This is a genomic window from Telluribacter sp. (assembly GCF_035998675.1).
Lineage (GTDB): Bacteria > Bacteroidota > Bacteroidia > Cytophagales > Spirosomataceae > Telluribacter.
Genome location: NZ_DASYHI010000020.1, coordinates 308,199 through 329,486, shown reverse-complemented (window position 1 = coordinate 329,486; position 21,288 = coordinate 308,199). Strand labels below are relative to the sequence as shown.

The 21,288-nt window shown below is 50.2% G+C and carries 20 protein-coding genes; 8 read left to right on the top strand and 12 right to left on the bottom strand.

Annotated elements, in window-relative coordinates; translation table 11 throughout:
* Window positions 1–63 precede the first annotated feature (63 nt).
* The gene (locus VGN67_RS15485; protein WP_327487759.1) at window positions 64–561 is read right to left on the bottom strand and encodes a cupin domain-containing protein; all 498 of its coding nucleotides are present in this window, start codon (window positions 559–561) and stop codon (window positions 64–66) included.
* Window positions 562–694: 133 nt separating this feature from the next.
* Here VGN67_RS15485 and VGN67_RS15480 point away from each other — a divergent pair, with 133 nt between their 5' ends.
* From VGN67_RS15480 to VGN67_RS15455, 6 genes are all read left to right on the top strand, one after another.
* Window positions 695–1,261, top strand: coding sequence for a sugar O-acetyltransferase (locus VGN67_RS15480; protein ID WP_327488413.1), 567 nt, complete (start codon window positions 695–697; stop codon window positions 1,259–1,261).
* A gap of 147 nt (window positions 1,262–1,408) precedes the next feature.
* On the top strand, window positions 1,409–2,557 hold the full coding sequence (locus tag VGN67_RS15475) for an ATP-binding protein (protein ID WP_327487758.1): 1,149 nt from the start codon (window positions 1,409–1,411) through the stop codon (window positions 2,555–2,557).
* Between the two features lie 493 nt (window positions 2,558–3,050).
* On the top strand, window positions 3,051–3,299 hold the full coding sequence (locus tag VGN67_RS15470) for a hypothetical protein (protein ID WP_327487757.1): 249 nt from the start codon (window positions 3,051–3,053) through the stop codon (window positions 3,297–3,299).
* Window positions 3,300–3,466: 167 nt separating this feature from the next.
* Window positions 3,467–3,892, top strand: a complete 426-nt coding sequence (locus VGN67_RS15465) for a response regulator (RefSeq protein WP_327487756.1) — start codon at window positions 3,467–3,469, stop codon at window positions 3,890–3,892.
* 209 nt (window positions 3,893–4,101) lie between these two features.
* On the top strand, window positions 4,102–4,383 hold the full coding sequence (locus VGN67_RS15460) for a pyrimidine/purine nucleoside phosphorylase (protein ID WP_327487755.1): 282 nt from the start codon (window positions 4,102–4,104) through the stop codon (window positions 4,381–4,383).
* 126 nt (window positions 4,384–4,509) lie between these two features.
* Complete coding sequence (locus VGN67_RS15455) at window positions 4,510–5,364, top strand: DNA/RNA non-specific endonuclease (RefSeq protein ID WP_327487754.1); 855 nt, start codon at window positions 4,510–4,512, stop codon at window positions 5,362–5,364.
* 169 nt (window positions 5,365–5,533) lie between these two features.
* Here the strand turns inward: VGN67_RS15455 and VGN67_RS15450 are convergent, their stop codons facing one another.
* Window positions 5,534–7,450 carry an AAA domain-containing protein gene (locus tag VGN67_RS15450; RefSeq protein ID WP_327487753.1) on the bottom strand — a complete coding sequence of 639 codons (1,917 nt, stop codon included), beginning with the start codon at window positions 7,448–7,450 and terminating at the stop codon, window positions 5,534–5,536.
* A gap of 96 nt (window positions 7,451–7,546) precedes the next feature.
* Window positions 7,547–7,717, bottom strand: coding sequence for a hypothetical protein (locus tag VGN67_RS15445; protein ID WP_327487752.1), 171 nt, complete (start codon window positions 7,715–7,717; stop codon window positions 7,547–7,549).
* A gap of 277 nt (window positions 7,718–7,994) precedes the next feature.
* Between VGN67_RS15445 and VGN67_RS15440 the strand changes: the two genes are divergently transcribed.
* Complete coding sequence (locus tag VGN67_RS15440) at window positions 7,995–10,991, top strand: M36 family metallopeptidase (RefSeq protein ID WP_327487751.1); 2,997 nt, start codon at window positions 7,995–7,997, stop codon at window positions 10,989–10,991.
* Between the two features lie 73 nt (window positions 10,992–11,064).
* Here the strand turns inward: VGN67_RS15440 and VGN67_RS15435 are convergent, their stop codons facing one another.
* From VGN67_RS15435 to VGN67_RS15405, 7 genes are all read right to left on the bottom strand, one after another.
* A complete protein-coding gene (locus VGN67_RS15435) occupies window positions 11,065–12,348 on the bottom strand; it encodes a citrate synthase (protein ID WP_327487750.1) in 1,284 nt (427 codons plus the stop codon).
* A gap of 254 nt (window positions 12,349–12,602) precedes the next feature.
* Window positions 12,603–13,865 carry an amidohydrolase family protein gene (locus VGN67_RS15430; RefSeq protein WP_327487749.1) on the bottom strand — a complete coding sequence of 421 codons (1,263 nt, stop codon included), beginning with the start codon at window positions 13,863–13,865 and terminating at the stop codon, window positions 12,603–12,605.
* Window positions 13,862–14,284 carry a hypothetical protein gene (locus tag VGN67_RS15425; protein ID WP_327487748.1) on the bottom strand — a complete coding sequence of 141 codons (423 nt, stop codon included), beginning with the start codon at window positions 14,282–14,284 and terminating at the stop codon, window positions 13,862–13,864. The genes VGN67_RS15430 and VGN67_RS15425 overlap by 4 nt, the downstream gene beginning before the upstream one ends.
* A 59-nt stretch (window positions 14,285–14,343) precedes the next feature.
* A complete protein-coding gene (gene miaA / locus VGN67_RS15420; protein WP_327487747.1) occupies window positions 14,344–15,303 on the bottom strand; it encodes a tRNA (adenosine(37)-N6)-dimethylallyltransferase MiaA in 960 nt (319 codons plus the stop codon).
* Window positions 15,304–15,354: 51 nt separating this feature from the next.
* On the bottom strand, window positions 15,355–16,266 hold the full coding sequence (locus VGN67_RS15415; protein ID WP_327487746.1) for a hypothetical protein: 912 nt from the start codon (window positions 16,264–16,266) through the stop codon (window positions 15,355–15,357).
* Between the two features lie 140 nt (window positions 16,267–16,406).
* Window positions 16,407–17,015: a hypothetical protein gene (locus tag VGN67_RS15410; protein ID WP_327487745.1), complete on the bottom strand. Its 609-nt coding sequence runs from the start codon at window positions 17,013–17,015 to the stop codon at window positions 16,407–16,409.
* 312 nt (window positions 17,016–17,327) lie between these two features.
* The gene (locus VGN67_RS15405; RefSeq protein WP_327487744.1) at window positions 17,328–17,927 is read right to left on the bottom strand and encodes an outer membrane beta-barrel protein; all 600 of its coding nucleotides are present in this window, start codon (window positions 17,925–17,927) and stop codon (window positions 17,328–17,330) included.
* Between the two features lie 452 nt (window positions 17,928–18,379).
* On the opposite strand from VGN67_RS15405, the gene VGN67_RS15400 reads away from it, so the two are divergent.
* Window positions 18,380–19,201, top strand: a complete 822-nt coding sequence (locus VGN67_RS15400; RefSeq protein WP_327487743.1) for an alpha/beta hydrolase family protein — start codon at window positions 18,380–18,382, stop codon at window positions 19,199–19,201.
* 113 nt (window positions 19,202–19,314) lie between these two features.
* Here VGN67_RS15400 and VGN67_RS15395 read toward each other — a convergent pair whose 3' ends face one another.
* Together VGN67_RS15395 and VGN67_RS15390 are read right to left on the bottom strand one after the other, a co-directional pair.
* Window positions 19,315–20,346, bottom strand: coding sequence for a spore photoproduct lyase family protein (locus VGN67_RS15395; protein WP_327487742.1), 1,032 nt, complete (start codon window positions 20,344–20,346; stop codon window positions 19,315–19,317).
* A 101-nt stretch (window positions 20,347–20,447) separates the two neighbouring features.
* Window positions 20,448–21,197 (bottom strand): Mut7-C RNAse domain-containing protein, encoded by a 750-nt coding sequence (locus tag VGN67_RS15390; protein ID WP_327487741.1) that lies wholly within the window; start codon window positions 21,195–21,197, stop codon window positions 20,448–20,450.
* Between the last annotated feature and the right edge of the window lie 91 nt (window positions 21,198–21,288).

The window sequence follows — 21,288 nt, the reverse complement described above, 5'->3', positions numbered from 1 at the left end:
TACAAAGCTTTTGGTAAGTGCCTTTTAAACGTACTTAGTAAGGAAATGTTATGGAAAAGGAAGCTACGTCCACAGCCTGGGTACCCCTTCCTCTGTTCCCTGGAGCGGATCAGTAACGGGTACTGGCAGGGCCGAAATGTTCTGGTCGGCCTGGGGGCGGTCTCCCGGCTCACCTTTGTTCAGGTCCCAGTCGCGACCATCGGGATAGGCCCCCACAATACCTAAGTCTGAGTCACCCAGATTTTTGTGCCCCACCCCGGCCGGAATAACGATGACATCCCCCGCTTTTACTTCCACTTTCTCACCCTGTTCACCACCCAGGTGCAGCAGCGCAGTACCTTTATATACGCCCAGTACTTCGTGGGTGGTACTGTGGTAGTGGTGGAAATCATACACCCCGTTGCGCCAGGAATTGGTCCACCCATTAGCGGCAAAGGTTTTTTCCAGCCAGGCCGCCCCCTCCTCGTCTTGTTCCGCAAACGCCTGGCGGTATAGCAGTAGCGGATACTTGCTGTTGGGTATGGTACCGTCGTCTTTGAATAATAGCTGGTCAGATTGCATAGTTGTTGTCTTAAAAATAGAAAAGTAAACCCATGTATGATTCCAAACCAGGCCGCCAGGAATACTGTTTACCAAAATGTGTAGCTTTATGGGAGTTACACAGGTGACGATTACGCTACACAAACTATTCCATATCATGACCGAAAAAGAGAAAATGCTGGCCGGTGAGTTGTACAACGCACTCGATCAACAACTGTCGGAAGAACGACTGCGGACCCGGCTGCTAATCAAAGAACTGAACGATTCCAGAGAAGATGAGGTAGAAGAGCGGACCCGTATTCTTAAAGAATTGATTCCCAACGCAGGACCAGACCTGTGGCTGCAGCCGCCCTTTTACTGCGATTATGGTACTAACATGCTAGTAGGAGAGCGCGTGTTTTTTAACTTCAACTGCGTGGTACTGGATGTGATGCAGGTGACCATTGGCAGCCGCACGCTGTTTGGTCCCAACGCGCAGGTCTACACCGCTACCCACCCAATCAACCACAAGACCCGGGCTTCGGGCGTAGAGTACGCCCGGCCAATTGTGATTGGGGAGGATGTATGGGTAGGGGGGAGCGCGGTGATCTGCCCGGGCGTGACCATCGGCGACCGCACCATTATTGGCGCGGGCAGCGTGGTAACCCGCGACATACCTTCGGATGTATTTGCCGCGGGCAATCCCTGCCGGGTCATTCGTAAGCTTGACCCGGAGGAGTAGGTACCGGCTGAGCTAATTCTGTCCTGATTTTTTGGGACATAGAGAAAGGAGCAGGCCAACGGCTTGCTCCTTTCTCTATGTAATTTCAAAATTGAGTCTATGTAATTTCAAAATTGGTCGTATATTTATGTAACATTCCTAGATTATATGATTGTTCGACAGATTCAGAGAGTTATTGCCCAGTTACAAAACAAGTTCCCGGTGCTGGCGATAACCGGGCCACGACAATCGGGCAAGACAACGCTAATTAAAAATTTATTTAGTGACTATATCTACATTTCGCTGGAAGATCCGGACATTAGGAGTTTTGCCGAAACAGATCCGGTGGCTTTTCTGGAAATTTATAACAGCCAGGTCATTTTTGACGAAGTACAGCGGGTGCCCTCCCTCTTTTCCTATATCCAGACGAGGGTAGATGCCTCGGGACAAATGGGGCAGTACATCTTATCGGGCTCACAGAATTTCCAGCTCTTGCACCAGATTACCCAAAGCTTGGCCGGGCGGGTAGCCCTGTTTAAATTGTCGCCTTTTGATTTTCGGGAGCTGGAATCCGAAAAGCTGCTTCCCGAGTCGTATTTAGCTACTATAGTACATGGATTTTATCCGGCTATTTTTGACCGGCATATTCCACCGACTATTTTTTATGCCAACTACCTGCAGACCTACGTAGAACGCGATGTAGTAGAGCTCATCAATATCCGGGAACTTCGGCTGTTTCGTACGTTTCTGACGTTGTGTGCTGCCCGGGCCGGTCAACTGCTTAACCTCAACGCGCTGGCTACTGAATGTGGCGTGACTCAGCCAACCGCCCGGGCCTGGCTAACGGTACTGGAAAGCAGCTACCTGGTCTTCCTGTTGTCGCCCTACTACCGCAACCTGAACAAAAGGGCCATCAAAACCCCCAAACTCTATTTTTACGACACCGGGTTGCTGTGTTATCTCCTGGGTATTCGGGACAGCGATGTTCTGCTGACGCATCCAGCCAAAGGAGCTCTATTTGAAAACCTGATTATTGCCGAAAAATTGAAGCAAAACTACCACCTGTATACCCACGATGAGTACTACTTCTGGCGGGACTCCAATGGCAATGAAGTAGATCTCATAAACCCTAGGGGGGCAAAGTTTGATATTTTTGAAATTAAATCAACGCAGACTATTATGGCGGAGCATTTTCGTGGCCTGGCTTATCTAAAAAAGATAGCTCCGGAGGCGGTGGGTACCCGAACGCTCATCTACGGAGGCCTGGAAAATCAGCAAAGGTCGGAGTACCTGGTGCAGTCGTGGCGGAGCATGTAAAAACGAGTAAAGGTACCTTTGATTGGTACCTTTACTGCTTAGAGGTAAGTTTATTTCAAATTAAACCTCTCAACCTTCGCTCAACGTTCGAAAAAGAGAGTGGTACTTATCCTGGTGTACAATCAGGAATTCAATAGTCAAATCAAGCCGCCCCTTTATAAGTAAGATCTTATAGCCATCTGCGGTATAGGGTGCCTCTAAAAGCTCTTTTACAGTTTGGAATGCACCTTTCTCTTCGAGAGTTGGGTAGAAGTAGTTTGGAGTATGAAATCTGATTTCGCTCTTTATCCTACTGTATAGGTCCTGTAAATCATTATACAATTCGATTTCTAAATCACTATATTCCTCTCCAAGGAGGTGCAAATCTCTTTGATTGACGGCAGGCTTTGGTTTATCAACTAATTCAAAAGTTACAGTTCCTTCTGGAATTGGATCATTTTCTTCCCTTTGACTATTTACTAATGAGAAGGAGGAGAATGTGAAGGACCACCCGATGGAGATATACTACCTGGCCGGGCTGGGCGTAGTCACGGTACTGCTGCTGGGGCTAACGGTGTACCTGCTGCGGCTGGGTCTACAGACTCTTCTTTTTTACCGGGCCCTCCGGCAGCACTGGCAGACCACCATCGGGAGGTCACTAGCCTTACACCGCAGTCCGACGAGGAGGGCCAGCCGGTACTTCCGTCCGGTTGGATTAAAAAGGCTCTGCTGTTGCACTAATGCCAAGGTTCAAGGGAGGTAAACGGGAGGTTGACAGGCAGAGATACTTTGATAAAACCACGCTTTAAACCCTGTTCAGGCGCATTCCTGGCAATTTCAGGAAGAAATATCCAACCAATTGAGAATTGAGTAGTTAAAAAGTTGGAAAGAGGTACTTCCTTTTCTTTTATTCTCAAAAATTAGCGATTTATGAAGTCAGGACCGATTGTGATGATAGAAGACGATGATGACGATAAAGAGATAATAGTCCAGGTCCTGAATGACCTGAAAGTACCTAATCTGGTACATTGGTTTATCAGCAGTAGTGAGGCGTTCAAGTATTTAAAGGAAACTCCGGAAAAACCCTTCCTGATTCTCTGCGACGTAAATTTGCCCGGCCTGAGCGGGATAGAATTCAAAAAAGAAATTGATTCGGACCCACAACTTCGTAAAAAGAGTATTCCCTTCGTTTTTTATTCTACTTCCATTGCCCAGAGCGCCGTTGATGAAGCGTATATCCAAATGACGGTTCAAGGTTTTTTTCAAAAAGGTGACCATTATGAGGAGATCAAAAAAACCATTGACCTGATTGTATCATACTGGAAGGTCTGCCGACACCCCAACTCGGAACAATGAGCAGTTATCAATGAGCAGTGACCAATGGGGGTCTTCTCTTTATAAAATCCCGATCTTTTACCCCCGTTTTTGAGTAGCACCAGGGGGGCTGGTAGGTCAATGGCTATTGGCCGTTAGGTTTGGGCGTGGGCCAGGGCTTATTTTTAGAGGGTCTTTACGTAGAAAACACTAATTTCGCCCCCCGAAACCATAAACACATCAAGTATCACATGATCAGTACGAATGACTATTTTGGCGGTTCGGTAAAATCCTTGGGCTACCAGACCCCCGCAGGAAAATCCACGGTTGGCGTAATCGATTCAGGGGAGTATGAATTTGGTACATCCCAGCACGAAATCATGATCATAGTGGAGGGGGAGCTTTCGGTACTGCTACCCGGTTCGGACGAGTGGCAGCTATACAGCCAGGGAGAGAGGTTTGAAGTACCCGCCGGGACCTCATTCGAAGTAAAAGCCAGTAGACCAGTTGCCTACCTTTGCCAGTACCGGTAACAGCGGTAATATCCTTTTAGAAAAATGGGCCGGGCCCGATAACATGTTTCCATTTATCGGGTTGTAACAATGCAAAGCCGGAACCATGGGGCGAATGGGCAGGCATAAAGCCTAAAGATGAGAAGCATGAAGAAGTGGATTACCCTGGTACTGCTTTCCAGCGTACTGGTTGGCTGTAAAACTGCGGCGGTACTGCCGGAAGCAAAAAGCATACACCTGAGTTTGGGCAATCCGTCGGAAGCCCGAACGGATACCAATCAGGCCGACAATTACCTGATGATTAAAAAGCAGTACGCTATTTCCTACAACCGGGGCAAGGGGCACGCCAACTGGGTAGCCTGGGAGCTGTCGCCGGACTGGCTGGGAGGTACCGACCGGCAGGATAGTTTCCGGCCCGATCCCGATCTACCCGCGGGCTGGTATAAGCCGGTACCTTCTGACTATACCAATACAGGATTTGACCGGGGGCACTTGTGCCCCTCCGCCGACCGCTCCAGTACCGAGGCCGATAACTTGGCTACTTTCCTGATGACCAATATTATACCACAAGCACCCGAACTCAACCGCGAAGCCTGGGCCCGGCTGGAAGACTACTGCCGCGACCTGGTGCAAAGTGGCTACCGGTTGTATATTATGGCAGGTACCTACGGGCAGGGGGGCGAGGGCAGCCGGGGAGAACAAAGTACTTTAAAGAACCGCATACAGGTACCCGCCCGCAACTGGAAGGTCGTGGTAGTACTCCCCCAGGGGGCTACCCGCGAACAGATTACCGCCGAAACACCGGTCATTGCCGTGGATTTTCCCAACCAGACTTCCCAGGTAGATAACCAGAGCTGGTACAATTTCCTGACCACGCCGGAAGCAATTGAACAACGGGCCGGGGTCCGTTTTTTTACCTACCTCCCCGCCCGGGTGAGTCAGCCCCTACGGAGGTCGCGATTCAACCCGGATGCGGCTCCTCCGAAGCGGAATGCCCAGTAGGTACTTGAGTGATGAGTTAAGGAGTCTATGAGTCTATGAGAAAATGATTGAATGAGAGGATGAGTGAGGTACTATTAATCTGATTTTTAATTGCGGAGTATAGGGAGTATTTCGCTGAGTTATTCCAGGCAACCTTTCCTCCCTTCCTTCTTTCCTCCTTTAGTACCTTTTACAGCTCCATAAATTCCCAGGCGCTTTGGTAGGCGTTGTGCCCTTCGGCGTGGGCAATGAAGTTGGCGTAAAAGGGTAGGGAAGACAGGGTAGCGCTGTCGCCGATGACGACTAACTTTTTGCGGGCCCGCGTCATGGCTACGTTCATACGCCGGATGTCCGACAAAAAACCAATGTCGCCCTCGGGGTTGCTGCGGGTCATGCTGATGTACACCACGTCCCGTTCCTGCCCCTGAAAACTATCAATGGTATTAACCGAAATTCGGGAGCCGAACTGTACTAAATCGGGCGCGTGGTCCAGTAGTTCCTTCAGAATGGCCACCTGTTTCTGGTAGGGAGATATAATGGCTATGGTCGGAAAGTTTTCGGACGTATAGGGTACCTCGCTATGTTGCAGCGCCGACACCAGACCGTGGAGGTGTTTGAACAGAAAGGCCGCTTCCTCCGGATTGGTACTACTGGTACCTTCCAGTTTTTCTTCAAAGCCACAGCCGGCGGTATCAATAAAAACCAGAGGTACTTCGGTGGGGGTTAAGCGGTGATTCGCTACCGAAGCGTGCGCTTTTAATTTGTTCCGGTAAAATACCTGCGAAGAGTACCCCATAATCGCCTCATTCATGCGGTACTGCTCTTCCAGCAGCACTACCGATTCGGGATGTTGGAGAATGCATTTTTCGAGTAGGGTAGTACTTAACCCTTCCCTGGCCGCCTCCTGCGATTTAATAGTGGGCGAAAGCTGGTAGGGGTCACCCGCCATCACTACTTTCCTGGCTTTCAGGATAGGAATCCAGCAGGCGGGTTCCAGGGCCTGACCAGCCTCGTCAATCACCACAGTCGTGTAGGAAAGGTGACGTACAGTATAGTGGTTTGAGCCTACGAGCGTGGCCGTTATTACCTGAGCTTTGGCCAGAAGATCATCCATGATGTACCGTTCCAGCTGGTCCACCTCCTTCATAATTTTATGGGCTTCGTCAAATAGCGCTTTGCGCTGGTCCCGCTCGGCCTTACCAAAGTTCCGTTTGTACTTGTGGGCGAGGTTTTTGTATTCGTTGGCCTGCTTTTTCAGCGTTTTTATGTCCTTCATTCGGGGGTGCTCCGCCATCCGGCTGTCGAGGGTCAGCGCCATCAGCCGATCCGATACCCGCGCCGGATTACCTACCCGAAGTACCCGCAGGCCTTCCTCCGACAGTTTTTCGCTCAGTAAATCCACGGCGGTATTGCTGGGTGCCACCACCAGTACCTGCCGGGAATCCTGTTTTATGAGGGCCTTTATGGCCTGTACCAGCGTCGTAGTTTTACCCGTACCCGGTGGCCCGTGTACAATGGCCAGCTCATTGGCCGTCAGAATTTTCTCCACGGCCGTTTGTTGCGATGGATTCAGCCTGGGCAGGGTATAGGTTGCATCGGGGGGCGTAAAAGTAGGGGCCTTATGCCCGGTCAGGATCTGAATGAGCCGGCCTTCTTCCGGCTTGTCCGCCAGGAGGGAAGCCTGCCGGAGGGCGTTCTGCATTTCGTCGTAGCTGGTGTCATCAAACAGAAGGTCAATGCCCAGCTTGCCGTCGCGGGTCCAGTCGGGTAGTTCGTCGGTACGGAGGGTAATCCGCAGGCGGTTGCCGATCTGGTGCGTAATGGTACCCTCGGCCCGGTCGGCTTTGGGATTGTAATTGGAGAAAAGTACCGCCGGTGCGCCAAACCGAAGCTGATGGGCAATATCCTGGTGCGTAGTGCGCTCAATGTCCACGGTCAGGTAGTCGCCCCGGCCTATTTCAGAACCCCGGATAGCAATGGGGTACCAGACTAAGCCGCTGGCCCGTCGATCGGTTACGGAGGTAGTTTCGGTCAGGCGAAGGTACTGTTGTCGATCTTCTTCCCGCTCAATTTTTAGTAGTTCAAGTAGCTTTTTAAAGTAGTCCATGGACAAAGGTAACCGAAACCACCGGGAGTCTGGCTAGGAACGAAGGATGGTACAGATGGAGGAGGTAAGAAGGGGAAAGACGGAACGTTTTTAGGGTTATCGTCGACCAAAAATAGCCCGGAAAATCCAGATGATTACGCCGATAACTAATACTACCAAAACAAGCCCTACCCACATACCGGCCTCAAATATGCCGCCAATAATTTCACAACTGGTCAGACTTAACGAAAAGAACAGAAGGAACAGAAAATTCAGTACGTTTTTCATGATTTTAATAATTAGATGAATGGTAGAAACATAATTAGAAAAAACCGTTCCATTTGGGTCCGGTTCTTGCTTTTGCTTACGAGTCCGAATGCCTGACGGGTCCTGCTTTTTCGGGGTTTACGGCCAGGGGAAGGGCTATTTTATAGTCTGATTATTAGTAAATAATTATTTATGTAAGGGTATCTTTTCGATGCTTAATCCTATATATTGCTTTCCAATTTAACTTCCTACCTTTCTTTAATTCTGTATGATAAAACTTTACCTGGTAGCAGGGCTCATGGCTGTAACCATCTTTGCAAAAGCCCAGAATTACAAACAGGAAGCCCGGACTCTCCTCGAACAAAACCTCAAACAACTTCAACTCCGCTCCCCCGACGACGTCCTGATTTCAGATGCTTACCCCAACGCCAGCAGCGGCACCTTTATGGTGTATATTCAGCAGCAGCACCAGGGCATACGGGTACTGAACTCCCTACGCACGCTGGTTTTTAAGGAGGGAAAACTGGTGGTGCAGCAGGGCGAATTCCTAAGATTTGACCGAAGTAAAACCGGCAGGCCGCTGGCTTCCCTAAAACCAGCTGATGCCCTGAACCGGGCTATGGATCACCTGGATATTCCCCGGTCGGCCGGTTTTCGCGATACTCCGGCCAAGGCTTCCCCTAACGGGCATGAAGTCACCTTTGAACCCAACGGCGTGTCCCTCAACAAGATTCCTACCACACTTCTCTGGGTGCCCAATGCGGAGCGGGGGCTGACGCTGGCGTGGCAGGTAGGTATCCATCCGGTAAAGGAGACGGATAGCTGGATGGTGCATATCAATGCCGCCAATGGTCAGGTAATTGACAAAAAGAACCTGACCGTGTATTGCCAGTTTGGCCCTCTGCACGAGCATGCCGATGGACAGGTACACCAGTTAGGTAGTAACCTTGCTCCCAAGGCGACTGCCTCCTCGACTGCCCGTACTGTAGAGGTCAACAGTGCTACCTACCGGGTAATCCCTTATCCGCTGGAAAGTCCCTCCCATTCCGGAGGTGCCTTTTCGAATGTGGTAAATCCCTGGGAGGCTTTTGGTGCGAACAATCCGGCCACAACACTCAATTGGCACACCGATGGAACCCATGATTTTATTTTCACCAGAGGAAACAACGTGCATGCGTACCTAGACGAATATGATAATAATTTGCCTTTTAGCCCTTCAGATACTTCCTCTACGCCACTTCCTCACCTGAGCTTTACGAAAACTTACGATGTAAATGCATCTCCCAAGACTGTTAACAATCAGGGCGCTGCCCTAACTAACCTTTTTTACTGGAACAATATCATCCACAATGTAATGTACCAGTACGGGTTTGATGAGGTCTCCGGTAACTTTCAACAGAATAACCTGGGTCGGGGAGGAATCGGTACCGACTTCGTGGTGGCCCAGGCTCAGGATGGCGGCGGCATGAATAATGCCAATTTTGCAACCCCATCCGACGGGAACAACCCCCGGATGCAGATGTACCTGTGGAATCTTGGCGGTAAAAATCATGATTCAAGCCTGGACAATGGTGTTATTGTCCATGAGTATGGGCACGGGATCTCCAATCGCCTGACCGGAGGACCTTCGCAGGTTGGTTGTCTTTGGAATTGGGAACAGATGGGCGAAGGCTGGAGTGACTTCTATAGCCTTATGTTTACTACCGACTGGAATAAGGCTAAACTGGTCGACGGGTCCCTTTCCAGAACTATTGGTACTTATGTTCTGGGCCAGAATACAAGCGGTAGTGGTATTCGTTCCCATCCTTATACTACTGACATGGATGTAAATCCGTTTACGTATAACGACCTAAAAAATGCAAATAACAGTGTCCATTACATAGGTTCTATCTGGGCGACTATGGTATGGGATATGACCTGGGAAATTATCAAGCAAACAGGTACAATCAGTCCGGATATCAACGACGCAACTGCATCGGGTGGAAACGTAATTGCTATGAAACTGGTGACCGAAGGGCTAAAGCTTCAGCCTTGTTCCCCCGGTTTTGTGGATGGCCGGAATGCCATTCTGAAGGCGGATAGCCTGCTTTACGGTGGACAGTACAGTTGCGCCATCTGGAAGGCCTTTGCCCGGCGTGGGCTCGGGCTGAATGCCTCACAGGGAAGCTCGAATAGCTTCACCGATCAGACCGCCTCTTTTGTAGCTCCCTTCAGCCGGATTGACAAAGTAGCGGATAAGAATGTAGTTGGTCCCGGCGAGGAAATCACCTACACCATAACCGCAACCTGTGGCTGCGATCCCATCACCAATTTCGAGGTAAAGGACTTTTTATCGAAGAATACTACCTACGTGAGCGGCGGTACGTATAATCAGGCTGATCATTCGGTTTCGTTTGGAACCATTAGTCTGGAATATAAAAAAACTGAAACCTTTGTAATTAAGGTAACAAATAACGCTACTTATGACCGGGTGACTCATTTTGATCTGGACGCCAGTACCTTGGCACCCTGGGAAACCGCTACCCTGGTAGGTACCAGTTCCTGGATGGTAAATTCCAACTTGTACCGAAGTAGCGGAGGAAGCTGGTTTGTACCTAATGTCGGGACCAGCAATGCGATTACCCTTACTTCCCCGGCTTATGCCTTACCGCCAAGTTCCGCGAGTGATAACTTTACTACATTTTCGTTTTGGCACTACCTGGGTACTGAATATGGTTACGATGGTGGTGTTATAGAAATTTCTACTGATAACGGTACTACCTGGCTGGATTTGGGTCCCTACATTTATCAGTTTGGATATAACCTGAAACTTAATTGCTGTTATTCATATTTGGAAGGTAGAAATGTCTACTCAGGTTATACTAATGATTTTTACCAAACCCTGGTAGACCTTACTCCCTTTGCCGGACAAACTATTCGTCTGCGGTTTTTATTTGAGGAGGATCAATATGAGGCAGGCTATGGCTGGAACGTTGATGACCTTTCCCTCTTTACCCAAACCGAACTGAAAAATACCGCCTACCTGTTAAAAGGGGAGGAAGTGGTTTCTCAAAGTTCCGTGTTTACTTTTCTCAGGCCCTCACCGCTCAATATCCAAAGCCTTTCGTCCGGAAGCTGGAACAACCCGGCTACCTGGTCGTGCGGGTGCATTCCTCAGCTGGCCGATACTGTTACCATTAATCCTACGCATAATGTAGTGGTAGATGGCATGCCGGTCAGGATCAAAGCCCTACAGCAAAATGAGGGTAACCTCGAGCTGGTCAATAACGCCACGCTTGAGTTGTCGAATAATTAATAGTAAGGGTACTTAAAAGCAGAAGCCCGGCCCTCCATTGGAGGTCGGGCTTCTTAGTATCAGCGAATCCTACTTACCGGTTTTCCAGAGACACAAACTCCCGCAGGGTGGGACCCACGTACACCTGACGGGGACGGCCGATGGGTTCTTTGTTGGTGCGCATTTCCTTCCACTGGGCAATCCAGCCAGGCAAACGGCCAATAGCAAACATGACCGTAAACATATTAGTTGGTATACCCAGGGCCCGGTAAATAATGCCGGAATAGAAGTCTACATTGGGGTATAGTTTGCGCTGTACAAAGTAGTCGTCTTCCAGAGCGGCAGCTTCCAGCTGTTTGGCAATCTCCAGTACGGGGTCATTTACGCCCAGCTTGGTAAGTACTTCATTGGCCGCCTTTTTGATAATCCGGGCGCGCGGGTCAAAGTTTTTATAGACCCGGTGGCCAAAACCAAACAGACGGAATCCGCTTGATTTGTCCTTGGCCATGTTGATGTATTTCTGGGTATCGCCACCATCGGCCTTGATCGCCTCCAGCATTTCAATTACCTCCTGGTTGGCCCCACCGTGCAGCGGGCCCCAAAGGGCACTGATACCCGCCGAAATCGACGAATAAATATTGGCCTGCGAAGAACCTACCAAACGTACCGTTGAGGTGGAACAGTTTTGCTCATGGTCGGCGTGCAGAATCAGCAGCTTGTTCAGCGCCGCCGAAACCACCGGGTCAACCTGGTAGCTTTCAACGGGTAACGCGAACATCATCGACAGGAAATTGGAGCAGTAGTCGAGGTCGTTGCTGGGGTAGTTGACCGGGTGCCCCTGCGATTTTTTATAGGACCAGGTGGCAATGGTAGGCAACTTGGCCAGCAGTCGAATAATGTGCAGGTCGGTAACGTCCGGTGCTGTCGAGTCGTAGGTGTCCGGGTAGAAGGCGCTCATGGCACTCACCAGCGAGGAAAGTACGCCCATGGGGTGCGCATTGACCGGAAAGCCTTCGAAGATTTTCCGCATGTCCTCGTTGACCAGGGTATGCGTACGTACTTCGTGTTCAAAGTTTTTGTATTCTTCCTGGGTAGGCAGCTCACCGTAAATGAGCAGATAGGCTACTTCCAGAAATGAGGCTTTTTCGGCCAGGTCTTCGATGGAGTATCCGCGGTACCGCAGAATTCCTTCTTCTCCATCCAGAAAGGTAATGCCACTTTTGGTGGCACCCGTATTTTTAAAACCACTATCAAGCGTTATATAACCGGTTTGATCGCGCAGCTTGGCAATATCTATGGCTTTTTCTTGCTCGCTGCCTTCGATGACCGGAAATTGGAAATTTTGACCGTCAATCGTTACTTCGGCTATCTGTGACATATAATTAATGGAAATAGTAAGAATAAAAATGTAACTGAATTATATGGGTTATGTTGAAGAAAATGTAATTATCCAAGATGAAATTAGGTTGAAATAACAAAGGACGTTATCCCAATCCGGCCCAAAGTTTGGACGGGTATCTGCCAGTGGCCTTATTTGGTCGGCTGTGCAATATTCGAAAAAATATTCGTACTTTCTATGGGTTTTGTACTTTATTAGTACCTATTAGCTATGTTTGGAAAATATAAACCTGGTTAGGGAGCTTTAACTATTTGTCCGCCTTTCATAACCAGTTGTACCTTTCTGATGGCTCCAATGGCCTGGGTGGGATCGCCCTCCACGGCTACCAAATCGGCCAGAAAGCCGGGAGTTACCTTTCCCAGTTCCTCCAGGTGAAAGACGCGGGCATTGACTGATGTCCCTGACTGAAGTACTTCCGTGGGGGTCATCCCGTATTCAACCATCAGTTCCAGCTCGCGGGCGTTGTCGCCATGGGCATAAACCCCTACGTCGCCCCCAAAGCATATAGTTACGCCGGCATCCTTTGCCTGCCGAAAGGTTTTCTTTTTTTGCTGTACCCTTTCCGGAGCGGGGTCAACGCCTTTCTTCCAGCCCCGGTACTGGCTAATGGCTTCGCCTGCGGCCAGGGTAGGGCACAAAGCCACGCCCTTTTCCTGCATCAGCTTCCAGATTTCGGGCGTACCTCCATCACCGTGTTCGATGGTTTCGACCCCGGCCTGAATAGCCCGCCGCATTCCCTCGGCCGTGGAGGCGTGCGCCACTACCGGCCTACCGCTGCTCCGGGCAATTTCCACTATCAGACGTAGTTCTTCTTCGGTAAAGGTGGGCTGAGCCGTACCGCCCGGCCCCCACCGGTAATCAGCGTAAACCTTGATAAGGTCGGCTCCTTTGCTTATCTGTGTGCGAACGGCTTTGATAAGATTGTCGTGCCCGTCGGCTTCTTCCGCCCCCTGCGGTACGGCCAAATCGGGGCTAAAGCCTTTGGGAGCGTAACTACCCGTGGCAATTAAGGCCCGGGTAGCAATGAGCATACGGGGGCCGGGTATAACTCCTTCATCAATAGCTCTTTTCAGGCCTACGTCATCGTACTCCGCTCCTTCGGTACCCAGGTCTCTTACGGTTGTAAAACCATTTAACAGCGTTAACTCGGCGTGTTTGGTGGCTCGGGCCACCCGGTAGGCCCGTGGTTCTTTAAGTACCTGGTCGTCCCAGGGGGTCTCGTTGTAAGGATGCAGTAACAGGTGCGAATGGCCTTCAATGAGTCCCGGTAGTAGCGTCATACCAGGCAGGTCAAGTACCTGGGCCTGCCGGGCTTCGGCTGGTAAGGAAGCAGGAGGTCCGGCTGCCATGATGCGTTGTCCTTTAACCCAGACCAGCCAACCGGTATGGATAGATTCTCCGTCAAAGACCCGGGCCGGTTGTAGCAGGTAGCTGTTTTGCGCCCGGAGCTGTACCACGGCAAGCAGCCCCAGACACAAGAGAAGCAACCGCCTCATACACCCGGCGTTTTGCGGGCCTCGTACACGGCCGTAATCAGGTACTTGGTAAATAATCCAATCAGGAGTATAGGCAGGAGGTGGGCCCCGTAAATGAACGACTTGCCGGTGAGCTGGTAGGTGAACGAGGAAAAGGTAATATACACGTAGGCAAACAGCGCCCAGCCCAGCGCCAAGAGCAGCAGGTACCACCGGGCCGCGATGCTGGGTACCGTCAGGCGACGGATAACCTCGCAGGCCAGTAACGACAGCCCCACCACCAGCCCCACGCTACCGAGGGCCCGGGGGAGGGTCTTGAGGTAGTCGTGTTTATAAATAAAAATGCCGAGGCGGCCGACCAGGTTAGGATGGGCCAGCATGTAGGCATCCGTTATACTCAGTACAACCAGCAGCAGGGTCGACGTCAGGTTCCTTTTCAATAGTAGATTATTTACAGGTTTTCAATCTGGTGCAAAATACAGAAGTATGGCCTTAGGTGTCAACTTTTTTCGGGATTTGTGCCAATTAGCTGGTTTGGGGCTCCTTTCCATCGGTTATGGATTTCGTCGACCTGCGTTTCGAAATCGCTCTCCCAGTCCAGCCATTGAATCTGGATGCCGTCCCTTTCTATTTTCCGGAAAAAGGTCATCTGACGCTTCGCAAAACGATGAATTTCAGTTTCCAGCCGCCGGGTCATCTGCTCGTAGGTGTGCTGCCCGACCAGGTACTCAGTCAGGTACTTGTACTCCAGCCCGTAGTAAATGAGCTGCTCCGGGGAGAGTCCTTTTTGTAACAACCCTTCCACTTCCTCAATCAGGCCGTGCCGCAGCCGGAACTGCAACCGGGTACTTATCCGCTCCCGACGGACGGGAACGGGCGGGTTCAGCCCAAATACCAGAAACGGGGTTTCTTTTGGTTGGGCCGGGAAACTAAACTCCGGATGCTGGCGCAGATACGTACTTATTTCGACGGCCCGGATTAAACGCTTGCGGGTGGACGTGTCGGCCCGGGGGGAGTAGGCCGAAGGGGTTTGGTGAAATAGAGCAAGTAAATCCTCCTCCGTAAGCTCATTCAATTCGGCCCGCAGGGCCTCGTCTACCGGAATGCCCGTGAACTGGTGTTGCCGCAGGAGGGCGTCCAGGTACAGGCCGGTTCCGCCGCACACTATGGCTGGCGTCCCCTTTTGCTGAAGGTCCTCAAGTACCCCTTTGGCATCTTCCTGAAACCGGTAAACGTGGTACTTCTCGCCCGCCTCCACCACATCAATCAGGTGGTAGGGTACCCGACCAGAACCTGATTCGTAGTCAGAAAGGTCTTTTCCGGTACCAATATCCATCCCCCGGTATACCTGTCGGGAGTCAGCGCTAAGTACTTCACCCCCCAGCCGCCGCGCCAGCTGAACAGCCAGCCGGGTTTTGCCGGATGCCGTGGGACCTATTATGACAATAACTGGCAGCACTGGTGGCACTTTTTGGTTAGGAATGCAAGATAGGGAAAAGGACCCATTGGCTTAGGGCCGGCTTTGCTTCACAAATTTACGGCTTCCGCTGGTGTAAATTTTCAGAAAACCGTGCGAAGGTGCAATGTCAGGGGTTATGCCCGCCGGTAGTCGGCCGGGCGGGTAGCGATGCAACCCATTTAGGTCAAGCCATAATTCGTGCGGAGGTGTATCACCCGTGGCAACAAAGCCCAAACGCTCGTAGCTCCTCCCGGCCGACCAATCCAGATCGGCGTAGGTCATAATGTCATCGGGCTGCATTTCCTTGTTGAAAGCATTAAGTAACTTATCGAGACCACCCACGACGGTAGTACCTAGGAGGTTGGCAAAACGCACCATTTCGAAAGACCTGAACGGTTGCCCCGACCGCCGGAAAGTACGGGGATTGCTAAAGGTAGCTACGCCTACCAAAAGTTCTTCCGGTTGAAGATTTAGCTTTTCACTAAAGTCAGGAGCAAGTACCCGGTAGTACCTTTGGGGCAGATACATGCCATACTTATACTTAGCCTGCACCCCGGCCTGCAGGTGATTTTCGGCCAGAAATGCGGCAGCCGTGGGTTGGTCGAGGCGCCTTACCCGCGTGAGCCGCGCGGGTATTCGCTGGGAAAAGCCCAGGAGGGCTTCCAGTCTGGATTCTACAATGGGTAGCCTGCTACGCCATACATCCTCCCAGAGAGTCACAAAATCAAAGCCTTGGTTTTTAAGTACTTGACTGACGTTAGAAAATTTAATTCCTGCCAAAGCCGGATCTAGCGCCTGCCAGCCCCGCAAATCTATCAGATGAAGTACCAGGCTCTTTTGGCCCGGCCGTGTAATCTGGATAAAGGGAAAAGTACTTTCAGGACGATGGAAAAGCATTGGCTGCACGGGCCATGCCCGCAGCCAGTGGATGATCTGTTCCGGAAATAGATCGGATTTTTCCAATAAAGAATAAATGAAAGGGAAATGAAAACGCTGGTTCCCGCTCAGGCAGGCCCAGGGGTAAAGATAGTACCTAATACAGAAAGCACAGCCTCGGGAGCTGTGCTTTCTGTTGGTTTGGGAAAAATAAAAATCAGGCCAAATTACTTTTTGCCAAGCCCGAAAACCAGTCCCAGGTTGACACCGTAAAACTTGGAGGTAGACTCAAAATTAACGTTGTCGGCGGTACCTACCTGGGTACTGTTATTCTTGTTGCCGAACACGAAATGGTACACCCCCTCCAACTGGATGCCCACATTGCCCGTAACCAGGATAATTCCGGCGCGGGGCGCGGCCCCCAGGTGATTGCGGCGGGTAGTTTCGGCGATTCGATTACCATTGAAGCGGGTATCGTATTTACTGAAGTACATACCCGCATCACCACCCAGGTACGGACGAACCAGTCCATCGGAAAGGAAAAGATCGAGCGTGGCGGTTACGGGGGTAAGCCTACCGGAATGGCTGAGCGTTTGACCAGCCACCACGTAATCTTTGCCATCCGTGTAGGTTTTAGCCGCTACACCTACGGCAAAATGCTCCGCCGGAAAAATTCTAAGATTAACCCCGCCACCGTAAAGATTATTAGCCTGTGTCAAGTTTGATTTCGCAATTCCTCCCTGCACACCCAATGAGAACTGAGCCGAAGCGCTCCCCCCCGTTAGCAGCAGCCCCAACAGAGCGGCTCCTGCCCAGCGTTTGATGTTTTTTTCCATATTAAATAATTGTTTATGGGTTTGGTAATACCCATATAGGCAAAAACCTGGTGCCTGTTAAAGTGCTGCCTGTAAGTACTTTAATTAAAGGGTTTTAACGAAAGGTTACATAAACTTGATACTAAAGATTTTATAAAAGGGTAGTTAAAGCGGATGAGCTGTCCGCCCCGAAAAAGGACTGGGGAAAGCTCGAGAAAAAAATTCCCCGCCCTGTTTTTGGGGCGGGGAATTTTTAGGCGTACTTTCTTTTCAAAATACAATCTTAATTACATTTCATGGCTGTTTTTTGGGGTACTTCTAAAAAAAGGTCTATTATCGGCCAATGCCAAAAACCAGTCCTACGTTGGCTCCCCAGAAGTTGTTCGTTTGGTCAATGTTGATTCCGGCTTCGTTGACCCGCAGGTTATTGTTCTGGTTGGCAAATATGGCGTGGTACACCACCTCTGCCTGTACGCCTACGCTTCCAAAATCAAACAGGAGACCACCGCGGGGGGCTACACCAAAGTTTGAAGCGCTGGTCCTGATTAGTTGGTTATCGTTCTGGTTTACCCGGAAATTCTGGAAATAGATACCGGCATCGGCACCCAAGTAAGGTCTTACTATACCGGGGCTTAATAAAAAGTCAGCGGTCAGCGTAACCGGGGTAATGTTGTTTACAAAACGGGTGGGGCCCCCGGAGAAATCATAATTTAACCGTTCCGAATAGATGCGACCGGCCACCCCAAGTGCCACGTTTTCGGTGACAAAGTACTTAAGGTTTATCCCACCACCGGGGTAGGATTTCGCGTTGTCAGCGGTAGATTTGAACACGCCACCCTGTACACCTACCGAAAATTGAGCTGATGCACTTCCCAACGAAAGGAACAGCCCTACCAGAGCCATACCAGTCCAACGAATAACGTTATTTTTCATGGTCTTTAGAAAAAGTTTGGTTTATGCTAAATTGTAGATAAAAAACAATGCCCGATTTTGCATAACTATAATACAGATAGGGCAACTAACTAAAAACAAGGAGATTGACAAATGTGATATGTACTTTAACGACTGGTTTTAAAGTATAACTATCCTAATAAAATAGAGAAAAAATATCCCCAAACAAGTAAAAATACCCGTATAGATTGGGGGTAGCCAGAAGGGCATTTTTTGGTAGCGCCAATTAAGAATTAGTAGGAAAAGACTTTATTAAGTAAAGGGGCGAGCTGCTAAATTTGCAGCCTTCTGTTTTAAGGCAATACCTTACATAACCTGCCCATGAATAGGGAAACCTTCATTTTGAGACGCAGCATTTGGAAAGAATAGAAGCAATCCTGAAACAAGTACTTTAGTTAATAAAACCAAATCACATACCTACCAGCCAATCCCACATGTCCCGGATTAGAATTTTTGTTATTTCCCTTTTTCTCATTTTTGGTCAGTCGGTACTGGCGGCTACGATCGACACCGTGGAGACCTACAGCCCCTCCATGAAAAAGACCATCAAGGCGGTGGTCATGACCCCTTCCAATTACGCGACCGGCAAGGAGTTTCCGGTCTTGTACCTGCTGCACGGATACAGCGGCAACTACGCCGATTGGGTCAGGAAAGCACCCGCCGTTCTGGATGCCGCCGATACCTACCAGATGATCATTGTTTGTCCTGACGGTAACTTTAACAGCTGGTACTTTGACAGCCCGGCGGACGCTAATTCCAGATACGAAACCTACGTTGCCCAAGAGCTGGTAAACTGGGTCGACGGCAAGTACCGAACCATCAAAGACCGGTCGGGCCGGGGTATCACCGGCCTTAGCATGGGCGGGCACGGGGCCCTGTATCTGGCCTTCCGGCATCAGGATGTGTTCGGGGCGGCCGGTAGTATGAGCGGAGGCGTGGATATTCGTCCGTTTCCAAAAAACTGGGACATGGCTACCAAGCTGGGTACCTACGCCCAGTACCCTGAGCGCTGGGAGCAAAACACGGTCATCAACCTGCTTCACCTGCTCACGGCCAACTCTCTGGCGTTGATCATTGACTGCGGGACGGAGGATTTCTTTTTCCGGGTCAACGAAAACCTGCACCACAAGCTCCTGGAACGAAACCTGCCCCACGACTATATTTCCCGCGCCGGTGCCCACAACTGGGCCTACTGGAACAATGCCGTCATTTACCAGCTGGTGTTTATGAACAGGTACTTCAACAAGGGGAAGTAGTACATAAGGATTAGAGGAGTAAAGGAATAAAGGGTAAGAAAGGAGGAATGTTATCGAATCTTAATCAAGTACTTTCCCTTCCTGCTTTTCTCCATTCCTCCTCTACTTCCTTGTTAAAATATATACCTGATCTCACACCAGGGAATCACTTCCTGCTGAAGAGCCCGGAACTCCGCTATCCACTGGGCTTTCAACTGGTGCTTGTACCGGACATTCACTCCACCAAACTGACTGACCTTGGTTTCCTGTACCTGTGGTGCCCAGATCAGACTCTCGGCCTTAGGGTTAATGGACAGATTTGCTTCGTGCTGTGCCTGGTTGTGCGTCAGAAATATTACCTCACAGCTCATCTGTTCCTTTACCTTTGGGTGTACCGCCCGATTCAACTGCTCAAACAGCTCCCGATAATCCTGCAGCCACCCCTGGTATACGACGACCGGTGAAAAATTGACGTGTACTTCATACCCCGCCTGGTAAAAGTCGTTGATGGCGGCCAGGCGTTTTTCCATAGAATCAGTCCGTACGTCTACCAGTTTACTTAGCTTGTGTGGTAGCATACTAAAACGGATCCGGGTCTTTTGCTGCGGATCGTAATTGAGCAATTCCGGATTTACAAACTTGGTCGCAAACGTGGCGAAGACCTTCGGGTGTTGCCGGTAGAAGCGGATGGCCGTCTCGACCGAATCTCCCAGAGTAGCGTCTACTGAGATATCCGAGTTACAGCCAATATCATAGGTATAGTACCGGCTGTGGGTCTGGGTAGGTACCTTGGGCCAGGGTTGTTGCTGTGCGTGCTTATCTACCGCCGCCAGGATCTCCTCCGTATTGGTGAATAGGGTAATGGGATTTACGTTCTTGTTCCGGTCCACGTAGCAGTAGGCGCAGGCCCCCAGGCAGCCGTTGGCCAGGCTGGGGGCAATAAAGTCAGAGCTACGTCCGCTTTCGCGGATAGTCATGGTTTTCAGCCGACCCAATACCAGTACATTGGACTTGACCTGGAAATGATTGCCCACCAGCTGGGGTAACCGGTTGTGTTGTTTGATCTCCTGTTGTAGGGTACCCGCCTGGGAGAGGAGTAAATTCTTTCCGCGCTCGTTGAGGGCGTCAGGAGTATATAGGATAGTAGATGGATTGAAGCTTTGCATACCTATACTGAACACCTGCCGAGGAGGGATAGTTCTTTTTGGTAGATAATTAAACTATTGTAAATCAGAATGTTAAGAATAAATATTGATTTTGGACCGGGTCAGTTTCCTTGTTCAATTTTGTGAATAATAGTCCGCATCCGGTCGTAGTGGGAGCCTTTCCAATAGACTCTCCGGCAGGTTTGGCATTGGTAAAATTCATGAAAATATAGCATGGTTTTGGGAGGAAGCTTTTCTAACACTGTTTCTTTTGGGGTAGCCACGAGTATTCCGTTGCAGGCCAGGCAGCGGCTAAGCGGTTGGAAGTGAGGTTTTAAGTCAAAGTACCTGATGGTCTCAAGTAGTTGTTCGTCCGGGTGTTGCGACCGGAGCCAGTACCCCCAGCTAATGGCCTTGTGTTTTAACAGGCCAATGTCCCTGGTCAGTACCGGGCGATTTTCCTGTTCCGCGAGGCGGGCTATGGTGGCGTCAGCGTAATCTGTTTCGTACAGCGAATCAAAGCCCAGCATGCGCAGCGATTTGGCCAGCTTGCCCAGATGTACATCCAGAATAAACTTAGGTGGTTGAGGTACCGGTGGAGATAGGGTATGGTCAGCGGGCCAGTTGGAGCGGTAATGGAGGGGATATACCTCCACCCGGGCCATGGGCAGCAAGGGTTGAAGAAATCCAGCGGGCTCCTCATTTACTAGAATCACCTCCACTTCCACGTGAGGTACGCCCAGGGCTTCAATGGCATCCTTGAGGGCTGGCCGGTCGTTATACATGTACTCAATCCAACCATTTTTTCGGGTAGGGGAGAGGAAATCATTCAAACTACCATGAAACCGGAACCGGGCTTTCTTTTCACTCATGCTTTAGTATGGGTAACTGCACAATTGTTGTACGTATAGTAAATACTTTCCTAATTGTAAGTAAAACAACTATTTGGGCAAATATTCTTAA

Bases quoted from the DNA above. Each gene is read 5' to 3' on its own strand.
- VGN67_RS15460 (WP_327487755.1), top strand. From the start codon at position 4,102: ATGATCAGTACGAATGACTATTTTGGCGGTTCGGTAAAATCCTTGGGC.
- VGN67_RS15435 (WP_327487750.1), bottom strand. From the start codon at position 12,348: ATGTCACAGATAGCCGAAGTAACGATTGACGGTCAAAATTTCCAATTT.
- VGN67_RS15440 (WP_327487751.1), top strand. From the start codon at position 7,995: ATGGCTGTAACCATCTTTGCAAAAGCCCAGAATTACAAACAGGAAGCC.
- VGN67_RS15485 (WP_327487759.1), bottom strand. From the start codon at position 561: ATGCAATCTGACCAGCTATTATTCAAAGACGACGGTACCATACCCAAC.
- VGN67_RS15410 (WP_327487745.1), bottom strand. From the start codon at position 17,015: ATGGAAAAAAACATCAAACGCTGGGCAGGAGCCGCTCTGTTGGGGCTG.
- VGN67_RS15450 (WP_327487753.1), bottom strand. From the start codon at position 7,450: ATGGACTACTTTAAAAAGCTACTTGAACTACTAAAAATTGAGCGGGAA.
- VGN67_RS15430 (WP_327487749.1), bottom strand. From the start codon at position 13,865: ATGAGGCGGTTGCTTCTCTTGTGTCTGGGGCTGCTTGCCGTGGTACAG.
- VGN67_RS15470 (WP_327487757.1), top strand. From the start codon at position 3,051: ATGGAGATATACTACCTGGCCGGGCTGGGCGTAGTCACGGTACTGCTG.
- VGN67_RS15395 (WP_327487742.1), bottom strand. From the start codon at position 20,346: ATGCAAAGCTTCAATCCATCTACTATCCTATATACTCCTGACGCCCTC.
- VGN67_RS15455 (WP_327487754.1), top strand. From the start codon at position 4,510: ATGAAGAAGTGGATTACCCTGGTACTGCTTTCCAGCGTACTGGTTGGC.
- VGN67_RS15445 (WP_327487752.1), bottom strand. From the start codon at position 7,717: ATGAAAAACGTACTGAATTTTCTGTTCCTTCTGTTCTTTTCGTTAAGT.
- VGN67_RS15400 (WP_327487743.1), top strand. From the start codon at position 18,380: ATGTCCCGGATTAGAATTTTTGTTATTTCCCTTTTTCTCATTTTTGGT.
- VGN67_RS15465 (WP_327487756.1), top strand. From the start codon at position 3,467: ATGAAGTCAGGACCGATTGTGATGATAGAAGACGATGATGACGATAAA.
- VGN67_RS15475 (WP_327487758.1), top strand. From the start codon at position 1,409: ATGATTGTTCGACAGATTCAGAGAGTTATTGCCCAGTTACAAAACAAG.
- VGN67_RS15405 (WP_327487744.1), bottom strand. From the start codon at position 17,927: ATGAAAAATAACGTTATTCGTTGGACTGGTATGGCTCTGGTAGGGCTG.
- VGN67_RS15390 (WP_327487741.1), bottom strand. From the start codon at position 21,197: ATGAGTGAAAAGAAAGCCCGGTTCCGGTTTCATGGTAGTTTGAATGAT.